Source organism: Roseovarius confluentis (assembly GCF_002917925.1).
Taxonomy (GTDB): Bacteria; Pseudomonadota; Alphaproteobacteria; order Rhodobacterales; family Rhodobacteraceae; genus Roseovarius; species Roseovarius confluentis.
Genome location: NZ_PPFE01000002.1, coordinates 247,475 through 262,856 on the forward strand (window position 1 = coordinate 247,475; position 15,382 = coordinate 262,856).

The following is a 15,382-nucleotide window of genomic DNA, read 5'->3' on the forward strand; positions in this document are numbered from 1 at the left end:
CGGGAAAGAGACCCTATGCCAACGATCCAACAGCTGATCCGCAAGCCGCGGCAGCCGAAAACAAGAAGCCAGAAGTCGATGCACCTGCAAGGGTGCCCGCAGAAGCGCGGCGTTTGCACGCGCGTCTACACCACCACGCCCAAGAAGCCGAACTCGGCCATGCGGAAGGTTGCCAAGGTGCGCCTGACCAATGGTTTCGAGGTCATCAGCTATATCCCCGGCGAAAGCCACAACCTTCAGGAGCACTCGGTGGTCCTGATCCGTGGCGGCCGTGTGAAAGACCTTCCCGGTGTGCGTTACCACATCCTGCGCGGTGTCCTGGATACCCAAGGCGTCAAGGACCGCAAGCAGCGTCGTTCGAAATACGGCGCCAAGCGTCCCAAGTAAGAGGAATTCGAGATGTCTCGTCGTCACGCCGCTGAAAAACGTGAAATTCTGCCCGACGCCAAGTATGGCGACCGGGTTCTGACCAAGTTCATGAACAACCTGATGATCGACGGCAAGAAGTCGGTCGCGGAGAAAATCGTCTACAACGCGCTCGATCGCGTCGAAGACAAGGTCAAGCGCGCCCCCGTGGAAATCTTCCACGAAGCGCTGGACAACATCAAACCGTCGGTCGAGGTCCGCTCGCGCCGTGTCGGTGGTGCCACCTACCAGGTGCCGGTCGAAGTTCGCCCCGAGCGCCGCGAAGCGCTGGCGATCCGCTGGCTGATCACCGCTTGCCGTGGCCGCAACGAGAACACGATGGAAGAACGCCTGGCCGGCGAACTTCTGGACGCCGTGAACTCGCGCGGGACCGCCGTCAAGAAACGTGAAGACACCCACAAGATGGCCGAGGCGAACAAAGCCTTCAGCCATTACCGCTGGTAAAACCCTAGAGGCATTTGCATCATGGCACGCGATTATCCGCTCGAACGCTACCGCAACTTCGGCATCATGGCCCATATCGACGCAGGCAAGACCACCTGCTCGGAACGGATCCTGTTTTACACCGGCAAATCCCACAACATCGGTGAGGTGCACGATGGTGCAGCCACCATGGACTGGATGGAGCAGGAGCAGGAACGCGGGATCACCATCACGTCGGCGGCTACCACTACCTTCTGGCAGTGGCAGGAAGACCCGACGAAAGAGGGCACCGACGACACCAAGTTCCGGATGAACATCATCGACACGCCCGGTCACGTCGACTTCACCATCGAAGTCGAGCGTTCGCTGGCGGTGCTTGACGGTGCGATCTGCGTGCTGGACGCCAACGCGGGTGTCGAGCCCCAGACCGAGACCGTCTGGCGCCAGGCCGACCGCTACAAGGTGCCGCGCATCGTCTTCGTCAACAAGATGGACAAGATCGGTGCCGACTTCTTCAACTGTGTCGCGATGATCGAAGACCGCACCGGCGCGAAAGCCGTGCCGATCGCCATGCCGATCGGTGCCGAGAACGAGCTGGAAGGCATCATCGACCTGGTGACCATGGAAGAATGGACCTGGAAAGGTGAAGACCTGGGCGCGTCCTGGACCCGTCAGCCCATTCGCGACGATCTCAAGCAGCTGGCCGACGACTGGCGCGCCAAGCTGATCGAGAACGCCGTCGAAATGGACGACGACGCGATGATGGAATACCTCGAGGGCAACGAGCCCGACATCCCGACCCTGCGGCAACTGATCCGCAAGGGCACCCTGTCGCTGAGCTTTGTTCCGGTCCTGGGCGGTTCCGCGTTCAAGAACAAGGGTGTGCAGCCGCTGCTGAACGCCGTGGTCGATTACCTGCCGAGCCCTCTCGACGTTGTGGACTACATGGGCTTTGCCCCCGATGACGAGACCGAGACCCGGAACATCGCCCGCCGCGCGGACGATTCCATGCCGTTCTCCGGCCTGGCGTTCAAGATCATGAACGACCCGTTCGTCGGTTCGCTGACCTTCACGCGCATCTATTCGGGTGTGCTGAACAAGGGCGACACGATCCAGAACTCGACCAAGGGCAAGAAAGAGCGCATCGGCCGCATGATGATGATGCACTCGAACAACCGCGAAGAGATCGAAGAGGCATTTGCCGGCGACATCATCGCGCTGGCCGGTCTGAAGGACACCACCACGGGTGACACGCTGAGCGATCCCAAGGAACTGGTGGTTCTGGAAACCATGACCTTCCCCGATCCGGTGATCGAGATCGCGGTCGAGCCGAAGACCAAGAACGACCAGGAAAAGATGAGCCAGGGCCTGGCCCGTCTGGCCGCCGAGGACCCGTCCTTCCGCGTCGAAACCGACATGGAGAGCGGTCAGACCATCATGAAGGGCATGGGCGAACTTCACCTCGACATCCTGGTCGACCGTCTGAAGCGCGAATTCAAGGTTGAAGCCAACATCGGTGCGCCGCAGGTGGCCTATCGCGAGACCATCAGCCACGAAATCGAACACACCTACACCCACAAGAAACAGTCGGGTGGTTCGGGTCAGTTCGCCGAGGTCAAGATGATCATCTCGCCGACCGAGCCGGGCGAAGGCTATTCGTTCGAAAGCCGCATCGTCGGTGGTGCCGTGCCGAAGGAATACATCCCCGGCGTCGAGAAAGGCATCGAGAGCGTGATGGACAGCGGCCCGCTGGCCGGCTTCCCGGTCATCGACTTCAAGGTCGCGCTGATCGACGGCAAGTTCCACGACGTGGACTCCTCGGTCATGGCGTTTGAGATCGCGGCACGGATGGGCATGCGCGAAGGTTTGCGCAAGGCCGGCGCGAAACTGCTGGAGCCGGTCATGAAGGTCGAAGTGATCTCGCCGGAAGAATACACCGGCAACGTGATCGGCGATCTGACCTCGCGTCGTGGGCAGGTTTCGGGACAAGAACCGCGCGGCAACGCCATCGCGATCAACGCGAACGTGCCACTGGCCAACATGTTCGGCTACATCAACACGCTGCGTTCGATGTCGTCGGGCCGCGCCCAGTTCACCATGCAGTTCTCGCATTACGAACCCGTCCCGTCGAACATCTCGGAAGAGATCCAGGCAAAATACGCATAACCCGGGTGGCGGGGTGAACCCCGCCCTACCCATCATCGTAGGGTGGGTGATAACCCACCATCCGCAAAGGAACAGGAGGCCATCATGGCAAAGGAAAAGTTTGACCGTTCGAAACCGCACGTGAACATCGGGACCGTTGGTCACGTTGACCACGGCAAGACGACGCTGACGGCGGCGATCACGAAGTATTTCGGTGACTTCCGCGCGTATGACCAGATCGACGGTGCGCCGGAAGAGAAAGCGCGCGGGATCACGATCTCGACCGCGCACGTTGAATACGAGACCGAGAACCGTCACTACGCGCACGTGGACTGCCCCGGCCACGCCGACTACGTGAAGAACATGATCACGGGCGCCGCCCAGATGGACGGCGCGATCCTGGTGGTGAACGCGGCCGACGGCCCGATGCCGCAGACCCGCGAGCACATCCTGCTGGCGCGTCAGGTGGGCGTGCCCGCGCTGGTGGTGTTCATGAACAAGGTCGACCAGGTCGATGACGAGGAACTGCTGGAGCTGGTCGAGATGGAAATCCGCGAGCTTCTGAGCTCGTACGACTTCCCCGGCGACGACATTCCGATCATCGCGGGCTCGGCGCTGGCGGCGATGGAAGGCAACAACCCGGAGATCGGCGAAGAGAAGATCCGCGAGCTGATGGCGGCTGTCGACGACTACATCCCGACGCCCGAGCGCGCCGTGGACCAGCCGTTCCTGATGCCGGTCGAGGACGTGTTCTCGATCTCTGGCCGCGGCACGGTTGCCACGGGCCGGATCGAGCGTGGCCTGATCAAGGTCGGCGAAGAGATGGAGATCGTGGGCCTGAACAAGAACAAGAAGACGACCTGCACCGGCGTCGAGATGTTCCGCAAGCTTCTGGACCAGGGCGAGGCCGGCGACAACGTTGGTCTGCTGCTGCGCGGTATCGAGCGTGACGGTGTGGAGCGCGGCCAGGTGCTGTGCAAGCCCGGTTCGGTTAACCCGCACACGAAGTTCGAGGCCGAGGCGTACATCCTGACGAAGGAAGAGGGTGGCCGTCACACGCCGTTCTTCGCCAACTACCGTCCGCAGTTCTACTTCCGCACGACGGACGTGACGGGCACGGTGACGCTGCCCGAGGGCACGGAGATGGTGATGCCGGGTGACAACCTGAAGTTCGAGGTCGAGCTGATCGCGCCGATCGCGATGGAAGACGGCCTGCGCTTCGCCATCCGCGAAGGCGGCCGCACCGTCGGCGCCGGCGTCGTGTCGAAGATCGTCGAGTGATCTGAGGCAAAGCGTCATCCCGGGCGCAACCCGGGGTGATACAGAATATCCGGGTGCTGACCTAGGTCGGCACCCGGCCCCACTTTAGGCGCGAAGAAGGGCGGCAATTCCGCTTCTCTTCCTCTCCGCTGGAACCCTGTTAGGGATAAGAAAAATGGCCGTAGCTAGCCAAAACATCCGTATCCGCCTGAAGGCGTTCGACTACCGTGTGCTGGACGCCAGCACGCAGGAGATCGTGAACACCGCCAAGCGGACCGGCGCAGACGTACGCGGGCCCATCCCGCTGCCGAACAAGATCGAGAAATTCACCGTTCTGCGTGGCCCCCACGTGAACAAGAAATCGCGCGATCAGTTCGAGATCCGGACGCACAAGCGTCTCTTGGACATCGTTGATCCCACGCCCCAGACCGTCGACGCGCTGATGAAGCTCGACCTGGCTGCCGGCGTGGACGTGCAAATCTCGGTTTAAGGAGGGCAGGACATGTTGCGCTCTGGTGTAATCGCAAAGAAAGTCGGCATGACCCGGCTTTTCATGGAAGACGGCAAGCAGGTTCCTGTGACCGTTCTTCAACTGGACAAACTGCAGGTCGTCGCCCAGCGTACGCCCGAAGAGCACGGCTATGCCGCTGTTCAGCTGGGTGCAGGGACCGCCAAGGCGAAACGGACGTCGAAGGCCCTGCGTGGCCACTTCGCCGTCGCCAAGGTGGAACCCAAGCGCAAGGTCGCGGAATTCCGCGTGGCGCCCGAGAACATGATCGACGTGGGCGAGGAAATCACCGCGAACCACTATTTCGAAGGTCAGTTCGTGGACGTTTCCGGCACCTCGATCGGTAAAGGCTTTGCCGGTGCGATGAAGCGGCACAACTTCGGCGGTCTGCGGGCCAGCCACGGTGTGTCGATCAGCCACCGCTCGCATGGCTCCACCGGCCAGTGTCAGGACCCCGGCAAGGTGTTCAAGGGCAAGAAAATGGCCGGTCACATGGGCGCCGCCCGCGTGACGACGCAGAACCTGCAAGTGGTGAAAACCGACGCCGACCGTGGCCTGATCATGGTCAAGGGCGCGGTTCCCGGCTCCAAGGGTGGCTGGGTGACGATCAAGGACGCGGTGAAGAAGCCGTTCCCGGAAAGCGCCATTCTGCCCGCCGCTCTGAAATCGGCCGCGGCCGAAGCAGAGAAAGCCGCTGAAGAAGCCGCAGCCGCCGCTGCCGCGGAGGCCGAGGCCGAAGCACAGCGCCTGGCCGAAGAGCAGGCAGCCCAGGAAGCGGCCGCCCTGCAGGAAGCCGAAGCCGAAATCGAGGCCGACAAGTCCGATGATGCCGGCGAAGAGAAGAAGGACGGTGAGGAATGAAACTCGACGTGATCAAACTGGACGGCGGCAAGGCTGGTTCGGTCGAGCTCTCGGGCGAGATCTTCGATCTCGATCCGCGTGCCGACATCCTGCACCGTGTCGTCCGCTGGCAGCGCAACAAGGCGCAGCAGGGCACCCACAAGGTCAAGACCCGGTCCGAGACCAGCTATTCGACCAAGAAGATCTACCGCCAGAAGGGCACCGGCGGCGCACGCCACGGTGACCGCAATGCGCCGATCTTCCGTAAGGGCGGCATCTACAAGGGTCCGGTCCCGCGCAGCCACGCGCATGACCTGCCCAAGAAGGTGCGTCAGCTGGGCCTGAAACACGCGCTGTCGGCCAAGGCCAAGGCGGGTGAGCTGGTCGTGATCGAGGCCGCCGAGGGTGCCGCCAAGACCAAGGAACTGGCCAAGCAGGTCAAGGACCTGGGCTGGAAGCGCGCACTGATCATCGACGGCGCCGAGGTGAACGAGGGCTTTGCCCGCGCCGCGGCCAACATCGACGGTCTGGACGTGCTGCCCAGCATGGGCGCGAACGTATACGACATCCTCAAGCGCGACACGCTCGTGCTGACCAAGGCGGGTGTCGAAGCACTGGAGGCTCGGTTGAAATGAGCGCGAAAGCAGAACATTACGATGTGATCCGCAAGCCGGTGATCACCGAGAAGGCCACGATGGCGTCGGAAGCGAACGCCGTTGTCTTCGAGGTGGCGATGGACGCCGCGAAACCCCAGATCAAGGAGGCCGTCGAGGCGCTCTTTGGTGTGAAGGTGAAAGCGGTCAACACGTCCATCACCAAGGGTAAGCAGAAGCGGTTCCGTGGCATCATGGGCCGCCGCAAGGACGTCAAGAAAGCTTACGTGACGCTCGAAGAGGGCAACACGATCGATGTGACGACCGGCCTCTGAGCCATGGTGGGTTGAAAACCCACCCTACGAGATTGGCCCCCGTCGAGAGATCGGCGGGGGTTTTCCGTTTGGCGCGCCGCGGCGTTTTATCGCCTTAAATCAGTGCGCGGACATGGGACTCCAGTGATTTTCATTGACGTGAATCACCTGAGCGCCCATATGGGCAGTGCTACGTTACTACCTATCGACCCTTTCTCCTTTACGGCGACTGGCTTTCGATCTTGTCATGACGCCGCCAAGCTGCCGCATACTGCGGGCAGCAACATCTAAAGGAGACACGGAAATGGCCAACGGCACCGTGAAATGGTTCAACACCACCAAAGGCTACGGCTTTATCGCACCGGAATCGGGCGGCAAGGACGTCTTCGTTCACATCTCGGCCGTCGAGCGTTCGGGCCTGACCGGCCTGGCCGACGATCAGAAGGTCACCTATGACCTGGAATCCGGCCGTGACGGACGCGAAAGCGCCGTCAACATCGCGCTGGCATAAGGCGCCTGGCGGCAACACCGCCGGCCTTTGAAAATCGTGAACCCCGGGCGCAGGCGTGGCCGGGGTTTTTCTTTGGGGGAAAGGCTTGACCCGAGGGGTGGTCTTTCGTAAACGACCCCATCCGCAAGGCCCCGGATTCGTCCGGGGCTTTGCCGTTGTTCGCAAGAACACCTGAACCGGGCACCTAAGGGGGCCTATAACCACGGTGGGTTTGAAACCCACCCTACATAGGTGGAGCTGGACATTCCGGTTTCGCCGTTTGCTAAACGGAAGACAGAAAGCATGGCACTCAAGTCGTACAAGCCGACGACGCCGGGCCAGCGCGGGCTGGTGCTGATCGACCGTTCGGAGCTGTGGAAAGGACGTCCCGTCAAAGCCCTCACCGAGGGTCTGACGAAATCGGGCGGCCGGAACAACACCGGGCGGATTACCTCGCGTCGTCGCGGGGGTGGCGCCAAACGCCTTTACCGGATCGTTGATTTCAAACGCAACAAGATCGACGTGGCCGCAACCGTCGAGCGGATCGAATACGACCCGAACCGGACGGCCTTTATCGCGCTGATCAAATACGAAGATGGCGAGCAAGCCTACATCCTTGCGCCGCAGCGCCTGGCCGTGGGTGACAGCGTCGTCGCCTCGCCGAAGGCAGACATCAAGCCCGGCAACGCGATGCCGTTCCAGGGCATGCCGATCGGCACGATCGTTCACAACATCGAGCTGAAGCCCGGCAAGGGCGGCCAGATCGCACGTGCCGCCGGCACCTATGCCCAGTTCGTGGGCCGCGACGGTGGCTATGCCCAGATCCGCCTGTCCTCGGGCGAGCTGCGCATGGTGCGTCAGGAGTGCATGGCGACCGTTGGTGCCGTGTCGAACCCCGACAACAGCAACCAGAACTACGGCAAGGCCGGCCGCATGCGCCACAAGGGCATTCGCCCGTCCGTGCGTGGTGTCGTCATGAACCCGATCGACCACCCCCATGGTGGTGGTGAGGGCCGGACCTCGGGTGGTCGTCACCCGGTGACGCCCTGGGGCAAGCCGACGAAGGGTGCGCGCACCCGTAACAAGAACAAGGCGTCGCAGAAGCTGATCATCCGCTCGCGTCACGCCAGGAAGAAGGGCCGTTAACACATGAGCCGCTCTGTATGGAAAGGCCCCTTCGTCGATGCCTACGTCCTGAAAAAGGCCGAAGCATCGCGCGAGTCGGGGCGCAACGAAGTCATCAAGATCTGGTCGCGCCGTTCGACGATCCTGCCCCAGTTCGTGGGCCTGACGTTTGGCGTGTACAATGGTCACAAGCATATCCCCGTCAACGTGTCGGAAGATATGATCGGTCAGAAATTCGGTGAATACGCGCCGACCCGTACCTATTACGGGCACGCCGCCGATAAAAAAGCGAAGCGGAAGTAAGTCATGGGCAAGGAAAAGAACCCCCGCCGCGTGGCTGACAACGAAGCGATGGCAAAACTGCGCATGCTTCGCACCAGCCCGCAGAAACTCAACCTGGTGGCCGCGATGATCCGTGGCAAGAAGGTGGACAAGGCGCTGAACGATCTGACCTTCTCGAAGAAGCGGATCGCGCAGGACGTGAAGAAATGTCTTCAGTCCGCCGTGGCCAACGCCGAGAACAACCACAACCTGGATGTCGACGATCTGATCGTGGCCGAGGCCTATGTGGGCAAGAACCTGATCATGAAACGCGGTCGCCCGCGTGCGCGTGGACGGTTCGGCCGCATTCTGAAGCCGTTCTCAGAGATCACCATCAAGGTGCGTGAAGTCGAGGAGCAAGCCTAATGGGTAACAAAGTCAATCCGATCGGCATGCGCCTGCAGGTGAACCGCACCTGGGACAGCCGCTGGTACGCCGACACCAAGGATTACGGTGATCTTCTGCTGGAAGACATCGCGATCCGTGATTTCATCAAGAAAGAGTGCAAGCAGGCCGGCATCAGCCGCGTGATCATCGAGCGTCCGCACAAGAAGTGCCGCGTTACGGTGCACACCGCGCGCCCCGGCGTGATCATCGGCAAGAAAGGCGCCGATATCGAGACCCTGCGCAAGAAGCTGGCGGCGATGACCGACAGCGAACTGCACCTGAACATCGTCGAGGTTCGCAAGCCGGAACTGGACGCGGCCCTGGTGGGTGAAAGCATCGCCCAGCAGCTTGAGCGTCGTGTGTCGTTCCGCCGCGCGATGAAACGTGCCGTGCAGAACGCCATGCGCATGGGGGCCCTGGGTATCCGGGTCAACGTCGCGGGCCGCCTGGGCGGTGCCGAGATCGCACGGACCGAATGGTACCGCGAGGGCCGGGTTCCGCTGCACACGCTGCGTGCCGACATCGATTACGCCAATATCGAGGCCAGCACACCCTACGGGATCATCGGCATCAAGGTCTGGATCTTCAAGGGCGAGATCATGGAACATGATCCGGCAGCCCGGGATCGCAAGGCGCAGGAACTTCAGGACGGCCCGGCACCTCGTGGTGCTGGTGGCGGCCGCCGCTGAGGAGGATGAGAAATGCTTCAACCAAAGCGCACTAAATTCCGTAAGATGTTCAAGGGCCGGATCAAGGGCGAGGCCAAGGGCGGCTCTGATCTGAACTTTGGCACTTACGGCCTGAAAGCGACCACGCCCGAGCGCGTGACCGCCCGTCAGATCGAGGCAGCCCGTCGTGCCATGACGCGTCACATGAAGCGTCAGGGCCGCGTCTGGATCCGGATCTTCCCGGACACGCCCGTGACCTCCAAACCCGTCGAAGTTCGGATGGGTAAAGGTAAGGGCTCGGTCGATTTCTGGGCCTGCAAGGTCAAGCCCGGCCGCGTGATGTTCGAGATCGACGGTGTCGGTGAGGCAGTTGCCATGGAGGCCCTGCGCCTCGCGGCGATGAAGCTGCCGGTCAAGACCCGCGTCGTGGTCCGCGAGGATTGGTAATCCAATCCTCACGAGTGCGGGAAAGCGATTGACGCAGTCACTTGCAGCCGCACCGCGGTAGAGAAAAAACACCCCCGTCGAGAGATCGGCGGGGGTTTCCATTTGGCAGGTATGGTGGGTTTCACCCACCCTACGGGAGGTCCCGGGTCAGGCCCGGGACGGGGGGGGGCGCGATGTGATATCACCCGCCCAGTATGCCGCGCACCTGGTGCGCGTAGGCCTCGTAGGTCATCGTCGCCTTGTTTCCCGCGACCCCGTCGTAATAGCTGCGGCCCGAGGGGATGGGCAGGCCGGCCCAGATCTTGGCGAGGTTCAGCATGAACGTGTCCACGGTCATTTCGCCCGCCTTGACCTTCATCAGCCCTGCGTCCCCCAGCAGCAGGTCGGCAAGCCGGTCCTGCACCGCAGGGCTGAACCGGGCGCTGGCGGGCAGATCGAGGCGCGCGGCGGAGTGGCGCAGCGTCGGTGGGATAAACTGGTACCGGCCGATGGCGTGGGGCTGGTCGGGGGTGGCCTCGATCCAGTCGTAGATGTCCTGCAGGGTCATGTCGGTGGGGCGGCGCGGTGGCTTGACGCGCGCGCCGTGCTGGACCGCATCATAGCCCGCGCGCCCGGCCTCGGCCCGCGCGATCAGGTCGCGCAGACGGGTGGCCTTGGTCCCGCCGTGGCGCAGGGGCGCATCGAGGCGGCCGGGCAGGGCGGCGAAGAGACCGCCGTCGGCCCTGTCGACAAAGAGGCTGGCGGAGGATAGGGCATCACGGGTGTCCGTTTGCATCGAGAAAAGCGGCTGACGCGCGGCGAAGAGGCTGCCGGTGGCTGGGTCCGCCGTAACGGGGCCGGCAAGGCCCAGGCCGACGCAGAGGCCGGACGCCGCGATGGTTCGGTTCATGCTTGCCCCCTTCTTGTGCTGGGGGCGTTATGGGGCAAAGACCTGAAGAAATCCTTGCCTTCGGCAGGACGCGCGATAAGACGCGGGCATGGCTGATATCAAATCTCTCTTCGTGACCCGCCTTTACCGTGCCGCCCTGTCGGAGCAGGGCCCCCGCATTGACCCGGATGAAATGGAGGCGTCGTGCTATGCCATCGCCGAAGATGACGAGGCGGGGCAGGAATGGTGCGAGGAGAACGGGTATCCGGGCTATACGTCCTATGCCTCGCTGACCGACCTGCCGTGGCGGTTTCCGATTTTCGCGGACCTCGTCAAATCGCTGGATGCGCATGTGGCGGCTTTTGCGGAAGACCTGGAGTTCGACCTGGACGGGCGGGAGCTGAAGCTGGAGGATATCTGGATCAACATCCTGCCCGAGGGCGGGACGCATTCGTCGCATCTGCACCCGCATTCGGTGATTTCCGGGACGACCTACGTGGCGATGCCGGACGGCGCCAGCGCGTTGAAGCTGGAAGACCCGCGTTCCGCCCGGATGATGGCGGCGCCCGGGCGAAAGAAGGACGCGCGGGAAGAGTTGCGGACCTTCATCTATGCCAAACCCAATGTGGGCGACGTGCTGCTTTGGGAAAGCTGGCTGCGGCACGAGGTGCCGATGAACATGTCCGAGGATGAACGGATCAGCGTGAGTTTCAACTACGCCTGGGGGTAGGCCCCGCCGATCGCGCGGCAGGGCCAGACAGTCAGGCCGCAGGCTGCGGCCAGCTGAATTCCGGTCGCAGGCCGTCATAGACGGGGCGGCCATCGTCGGGCTTGGCGTAGCCTTTGCTTTCGTCCCAGAACGCGTGATACGTCGCATCAGGGAAGGCCGCGTCGTCATAGCCCATGACGTTGGGCACGGCCACGCGGATACGCTTTTGCTTGTCATCCAGCATCAGCGCGGCTCCGCAATCGGCGCAGGTGCAGAGCTCCAGCGGGCCGTCGGGGTTGTCGGCGTTGAAGGGCTGGCGCTTCATCTCGCCGCCCTCGGCCTTGAGGTCGCCCCAGTTGAAGAAGGCCACGTGGGTCGTGTGCTGACCGGTGACGTTCTTGCAGACGTTGCAATGGCACTCGTGGTTGTCGATCGGTTCGGCGCTGGCGGTCACCTTGACGTGATCGCAGCCTCCTGAATACGGGCTGGACATAATATTCTCCTCCTCTGTTGTCCGGCGCAGGTGTTGCGCCGCGTGCACATCTCACGCTTTGAGAGGCCGACCTGACAAGTTAGACATAGGTGTCACGTGGAACTGTCGGCGCGGTCGGTTTGGCAGCGCGAAGCCGTTTCCGCAGTTATGTCAAACTTTCCCTTGCCCTGATGGGGAACCTCCCTTATACGGCCCCAATCCACGGGTCCCCGCGTTTCGCGGGGATTCGTTTTTGACATTCATCCACCGGGGAAACCGTGTGACCCTGAGCCATCGAGCAGGGGCCGGCCGGTGTTTTGAGAAGGGACGATGGCCATGAACGCCACCGAATTGCGTGACAAGACGCCGGACCAGCTTCGCGAGGAGTTGTCCAACCTGAAGAAAGAGCAGTTCAACCTGCGCTTTCAGGCAGCGACAGGGTCGCTGGAAAACCCTGCGCGGATCAGAACGGTCCGTCGCGATGTGGCACGTGTGAAAACCGTGCTGAACGAAAAAGCCGCCTCGGCTGCTGAATAAGGAGAGCCACCATGCCCAAGCGCATCCTGCAAGGCGTCGTGACCTCCGACGCAAACGCCCAGACCGTCACCGTTTCGGTCGAGCGTCGCTTCAAGCACCCGGTGCTGCAAAAGACCATTCGTAAGTCCAAGAAGTACCGGGCTCACGATGAGAAGAACGCTTTCAAGGTCGGTGACTCTGTTCGCATCATCGAATGTGCGCCGAAATCGAAAACGAAACGCTGGGAGGTTCTTGAGGCCTAGGCCAAAGAACCTTTCGGTTTGATCGAAACCATGGGGCCAAGACGCCGGAAAGGCTGACCCCTTAGGTCGGGAGAAACCTAATGATCCAGATGCAGACCAATCTGGATGTTGCTGACAACTCCGGCGCACGCCGGGTGCAGTGCATCAAGGTCCTGGGTGGTTCCAAGCGCAAATATGCGTCCGTGGGCGACATCATCGTCGTCTCGGTGAAGGAAGCCATCCCGCGCGGCCGCGTGAAGAAAGGTGACGTCCGCAAGGCCGTCGTCGTGCGCACCGCCAAAGAGATCCGCCGTGAAGACGGCACCGCCATCCGCTTTGACCGCAACGCCGCCGTGATCCTGAACAACGCAGGTGAGCCGGTGGGCACGCGTATCTTCGGACCGGTGGTTCGTGAACTTCGCGCGAAGAACTTCATGAAGATCATTTCGCTCGCCCCGGAGGTGCTGTGACATGGCTGCCAAACTGAAAAAAGGCGACAAGGTCGTCGTCCTGTCCGGCAAGGACAAGGGCAAGGAAGGCACGATCACGTCTGTCGATCCCAAGGCCGGCAAGGCCGTTGTCGATGGTGTGAACATGGCCATCCGCCACACCCGCCAGAGCCAGCAAAGCCAGGGCGGACGCCTGCCCAAGGCGCTGCCGATCGACATCAGCAACCTGGCCTTTGTCGACGCCAACGGCAAACCCACCCGCGTCGGCTTCAAGATGGAAGGCGACAAGAAGGTGCGTTACGCCAAGACCACGGGGGACGTGATCGATGCTTGATACTGAAAATTACACCCCGCGTCTGCGCCAACAGTTCCGCGACACCATCAAGGCGGCGCTGAAGGAAGAGTTCGGCTATACCAACGACATGCAGATCCCGCGCCTGGACAAGATCGTCCTGAACATCGGCTGCGGCGCCGAAGCGGTGAAGGATTCCAAGAAGGCCAAGTCGGCCCAGGAAGACCTGTCCACCATCGCCGGCCAGCACGCCGTTATCACGACGGCCAAGAACTCGATCGCCGGGTTCCGGGTGCGTGAAGGCATGCCACTGGGCGCCAAGGTGACCCTGCGCGGCAACCGCATGTACGAATTCCTTGACCGTCTGATCACCGTGGCGATGCCGCGGATCCGCGACTTCCGCGGTGTGTCGGGCAAGTCGTTCGATGGCAACGGCAACTATGCCATGGGCATCAAGGAGCACATCGTTTTCCCCGAAATCAACTTCGACAAGGTCGACGAAGTCTGGGGCATCGATGTCATCATCGCAACCACGGCGCCGACCGACGCTGAAGCCAAGGCGCTGTTGAAGCACTTCAACATGCCCTTCAACAGCTAATCGCGAGGAATTTGAAACATGGCTAAAAAAGCAATGATCGAACGCGAGAAGAAGCGTCAGCGCCTGGTGAAGCAATACGCCGCCAAGCGGGCCGCTTTGAAAGAGATCATCAACGACCAGGAAAAGCCGATGGAAGACCGCTTCCGGGCCTCCCTGAAATTGGCGCAACTGCCGCGCAACAGCTCGGCCACCCGCCTGCATAACCGCTGCCAGCTGACCGGCCGGCCGCATGCCTATTACCGCAAGCTGAAGATCAGCCGGATCGCCCTGCGCGACCTTGGCTCGTCGGGTCAGCTGCCCGGTATGGTCAAGTCGAGCTGGTAAGGAGGGATATGAGATGAACGATCCTATCGGCGATATGCTCACCCGCCTGCGGAACGCAGGTATGCGTGGCAAGTCCACCGTCATGGTCCCCGCCTCCAAGATGCGCGTGCGCGTTCTGGATGTGCTGGCCGACGAAGGCTACATCCGTGGTTACGAAAGCGCCACGGACGACAAGGGCCACCCGGCCCTTGAAGTGAGCCTGAAGTATTTCGAAGGCGCCCCCGTGATCCGCGAGATGAAGCGGGTCTCCAAGCCCGGCCGCCGGGTTTACATGGGCGTCAATGACATCCCGTCGGTCCGCCAGGGCCTGGGCGTGTCGATTGTCTCCACCTCCAAGGGTGTGATGTCGGACGCGAACGCGCGCAGCCAGAACGTTGGCGGCGAAGTGCTTTGCACGGTATTCTAAGGAGGCCTGTGTAATGTCTCGTATCGGTAAACAACCCGTGGCCCTGCCCGATGGCGTTTCCGCCACCGTTTCGGGCCAGACCATCGAGGTCAAAGGCCCCAAGGCGACCAAAAGCTTCACGGCGACCGACGACGTGTCGATCGAAGTGGGCGAGGGCGCCATCACGGTGACGCCGCGCGGCAAGTCAAAGCGCGCCCGTCAGCAGTGGGGCATGACGCGCACCATCGTCGCCAACCTGGTGCACGGCTCGCGCGAGCCGTTCAAGCAGGAGCTGGAGATCCGCGGCGTGGGCTACCGGGCTCAGATGCAGGGTAACATCCTGAAGCTGAACCTGGGCCTGAGCCACGATGTGGATTTCGAAGTTCCGGAAGGTGTGACTGTCACCGCGCCCAAGCCCACCGAACTGGTGGTCGAAGGCCACGACAAGCAGCTCGTCGGTCAGGTCGCGGCCAATATCCGCGACTGGCGGCGCCCCGAGCCCTACAAGGGCAAGGGCATCCGCTACAAGGGCGAGTACATCTTCCAGAAGGAAGGCAAGAAGAAGTAAGGACGCGAGAAA

The 15,382-nt window shown here is 62.0% G+C and carries 25 protein-coding genes; 23 read left to right on the plus strand and 2 right to left on the minus strand.

All coding sequences use genetic code 11. The annotated features are described in order from the left end of the window. Nucleotides 1-15: 15 nt before the first annotated feature. The 14 genes from rpsL (at nucleotide 16) to rplP (ending at nucleotide 9,947) form a co-directional block, all read left to right on the plus strand. Nucleotides 16-387 carry a 30S ribosomal protein S12 gene (gene rpsL, locus C2I35_RS06030; protein ID WP_103762132.1) on the plus strand — a complete coding sequence of 124 codons (372 nt, stop codon included), beginning with the start codon at nucleotides 16-18 and terminating at the stop codon, nucleotides 385-387. A 12-nt stretch (nucleotides 388-399) separates the two neighbouring features. Next, nucleotides 400-870, plus strand: coding sequence for a 30S ribosomal protein S7 (rpsG, locus tag C2I35_RS06035; RefSeq protein ID WP_057796812.1), 471 nt, complete (start codon nucleotides 400-402; stop codon nucleotides 868-870). A 21-nt stretch (nucleotides 871-891) separates the two neighbouring features. Further along, complete coding sequence (gene fusA / locus C2I35_RS06040; RefSeq protein ID WP_103762133.1) at nucleotides 892-3,015, plus strand: elongation factor G; 2,124 nt, start codon at nucleotides 892-894, stop codon at nucleotides 3,013-3,015. Between the two features lie 84 nt (nucleotides 3,016-3,099). After that, nucleotides 3,100-4,275 (plus strand): elongation factor Tu, encoded by a 1,176-nt coding sequence (gene tuf / locus C2I35_RS06045; RefSeq protein ID WP_103762095.1) that lies wholly within the window; start codon nucleotides 3,100-3,102, stop codon nucleotides 4,273-4,275. A gap of 154 nt (nucleotides 4,276-4,429) precedes the next feature. Next, entirely contained in the window at nucleotides 4,430-4,744 is a 315-nt protein-coding gene (gene rpsJ / locus C2I35_RS06050; RefSeq protein ID WP_103762134.1) for a 30S ribosomal protein S10, read from the plus strand. A 12-nt stretch (nucleotides 4,745-4,756) separates the two neighbouring features. Beyond that, a complete protein-coding gene (gene rplC / locus C2I35_RS06055) occupies nucleotides 4,757-5,623 on the plus strand; it encodes a 50S ribosomal protein L3 (RefSeq protein ID WP_103762135.1) in 867 nt (288 codons plus the stop codon). Continuing rightward, nucleotides 5,620-6,237, plus strand: a complete 618-nt coding sequence (gene rplD / locus C2I35_RS06060; protein ID WP_103762136.1) for a 50S ribosomal protein L4 — start codon at nucleotides 5,620-5,622, stop codon at nucleotides 6,235-6,237. The genes rplC and rplD overlap by 4 nt, the downstream gene beginning before the upstream one ends. Continuing rightward, nucleotides 6,234-6,530, plus strand: coding sequence for a 50S ribosomal protein L23 (locus tag C2I35_RS06065; protein ID WP_103762137.1), 297 nt, complete (start codon nucleotides 6,234-6,236; stop codon nucleotides 6,528-6,530). The genes rplD and C2I35_RS06065 overlap by 4 nt, the downstream gene beginning before the upstream one ends. Before the next feature lie 283 nt (nucleotides 6,531-6,813). Then, nucleotides 6,814-7,020, plus strand: a complete 207-nt coding sequence (locus C2I35_RS06070) for a cold-shock protein (RefSeq protein WP_057794967.1) — start codon at nucleotides 6,814-6,816, stop codon at nucleotides 7,018-7,020. A 282-nt stretch (nucleotides 7,021-7,302) separates the two neighbouring features. Continuing rightward, nucleotides 7,303-8,145, plus strand: a complete 843-nt coding sequence (gene rplB / locus C2I35_RS06075; protein ID WP_103762138.1) for a 50S ribosomal protein L2 — start codon at nucleotides 7,303-7,305, stop codon at nucleotides 8,143-8,145. A 3-nt stretch (nucleotides 8,146-8,148) separates the two neighbouring features. After that, a complete protein-coding gene (gene rpsS, locus C2I35_RS06080; protein WP_057794973.1) occupies nucleotides 8,149-8,427 on the plus strand; it encodes a 30S ribosomal protein S19 in 279 nt (92 codons plus the stop codon). Nucleotides 8,428-8,430: 3 nt separating this feature from the next. Beyond that, on the plus strand, nucleotides 8,431-8,811 hold the full coding sequence (gene rplV / locus C2I35_RS06085; RefSeq protein ID WP_103762139.1) for a 50S ribosomal protein L22: 381 nt from the start codon (nucleotides 8,431-8,433) through the stop codon (nucleotides 8,809-8,811). Further along, nucleotides 8,811-9,521, plus strand: coding sequence for a 30S ribosomal protein S3 (rpsC, locus tag C2I35_RS06090; RefSeq protein ID WP_103762140.1), 711 nt, complete (start codon nucleotides 8,811-8,813; stop codon nucleotides 9,519-9,521). Before rplV ends, rpsC begins: the two co-directional genes overlap by 1 nt. 12 nt (nucleotides 9,522-9,533) lie before the next feature. After that, on the plus strand, nucleotides 9,534-9,947 hold the full coding sequence (gene rplP / locus C2I35_RS06095; protein WP_103762141.1) for a 50S ribosomal protein L16: 414 nt from the start codon (nucleotides 9,534-9,536) through the stop codon (nucleotides 9,945-9,947). Nucleotides 9,948-10,128: 181 nt separating this feature from the next. Here the strand turns inward: rplP and C2I35_RS06100 are convergent, their stop codons facing one another. Further along, nucleotides 10,129-10,836, minus strand: coding sequence for a lysozyme family protein (locus C2I35_RS06100; protein ID WP_103762142.1), 708 nt, complete (start codon nucleotides 10,834-10,836; stop codon nucleotides 10,129-10,131). 88 nt (nucleotides 10,837-10,924) lie between these two features. On the opposite strand from C2I35_RS06100, the gene C2I35_RS06105 reads away from it, so the two are divergent. Further along, nucleotides 10,925-11,545 (plus strand): 2OG-Fe(II) oxygenase family protein, encoded by a 621-nt coding sequence (locus C2I35_RS06105; protein WP_103762143.1) that lies wholly within the window; start codon nucleotides 10,925-10,927, stop codon nucleotides 11,543-11,545. 31 nt (nucleotides 11,546-11,576) lie between these two features. On the opposite strand, the gene C2I35_RS06110 is transcribed toward C2I35_RS06105, so the two are convergent. Further along, entirely contained in the window at nucleotides 11,577-12,017 is a 441-nt protein-coding gene (locus tag C2I35_RS06110) for a GFA family protein (protein ID WP_103762144.1), read from the minus strand. 315 nt (nucleotides 12,018-12,332) lie between these two features. On the opposite strand from C2I35_RS06110, the gene rpmC reads away from it, so the two are divergent. The 8 genes from rpmC to rplF all read left to right on the plus strand — a co-directional run bounded on the left by rpmC (nucleotide 12,333) and on the right by rplF (nucleotide 15,370). After that, complete coding sequence (rpmC, locus tag C2I35_RS06115; protein WP_057794983.1) at nucleotides 12,333-12,533, plus strand: 50S ribosomal protein L29; 201 nt, start codon at nucleotides 12,333-12,335, stop codon at nucleotides 12,531-12,533. Nucleotides 12,534-12,544: 11 nt separating this feature from the next. Continuing rightward, a complete protein-coding gene (gene rpsQ / locus C2I35_RS06120; protein ID WP_103762145.1) occupies nucleotides 12,545-12,775 on the plus strand; it encodes a 30S ribosomal protein S17 in 231 nt (76 codons plus the stop codon). An 80-nt stretch (nucleotides 12,776-12,855) separates the two neighbouring features. Next, on the plus strand, nucleotides 12,856-13,224 hold the full coding sequence (gene rplN, locus C2I35_RS06125; RefSeq protein WP_103762146.1) for a 50S ribosomal protein L14: 369 nt from the start codon (nucleotides 12,856-12,858) through the stop codon (nucleotides 13,222-13,224). 1 nt (nucleotide 13,225) lies between these two features. Beyond that, nucleotides 13,226-13,537, plus strand: coding sequence for a 50S ribosomal protein L24 (gene rplX / locus C2I35_RS06130; RefSeq protein WP_057794992.1), 312 nt, complete (start codon nucleotides 13,226-13,228; stop codon nucleotides 13,535-13,537). After that, nucleotides 13,530-14,093, plus strand: coding sequence for a 50S ribosomal protein L5 (gene rplE, locus C2I35_RS06135; protein ID WP_103762147.1), 564 nt, complete (start codon nucleotides 13,530-13,532; stop codon nucleotides 14,091-14,093). Before rplX ends, rplE begins: the two co-directional genes overlap by 8 nt. A gap of 18 nt (nucleotides 14,094-14,111) precedes the next feature. Continuing rightward, entirely contained in the window at nucleotides 14,112-14,417 is a 306-nt protein-coding gene (gene rpsN / locus C2I35_RS06140) for a 30S ribosomal protein S14 (protein ID WP_103762148.1), read from the plus strand. A gap of 13 nt (nucleotides 14,418-14,430) precedes the next feature. Then, nucleotides 14,431-14,823, plus strand: coding sequence for a 30S ribosomal protein S8 (gene rpsH / locus C2I35_RS06145; RefSeq protein WP_103762149.1), 393 nt, complete (start codon nucleotides 14,431-14,433; stop codon nucleotides 14,821-14,823). A 13-nt stretch (nucleotides 14,824-14,836) separates the two neighbouring features. After that, the gene (gene rplF / locus C2I35_RS06150; protein WP_103762150.1) at nucleotides 14,837-15,370 is read left to right on the plus strand and encodes a 50S ribosomal protein L6; all 534 of its coding nucleotides are present in this window, start codon (nucleotides 14,837-14,839) and stop codon (nucleotides 15,368-15,370) included. The last annotated feature ends 12 nt before the right edge of the window (nucleotides 15,371-15,382 follow it).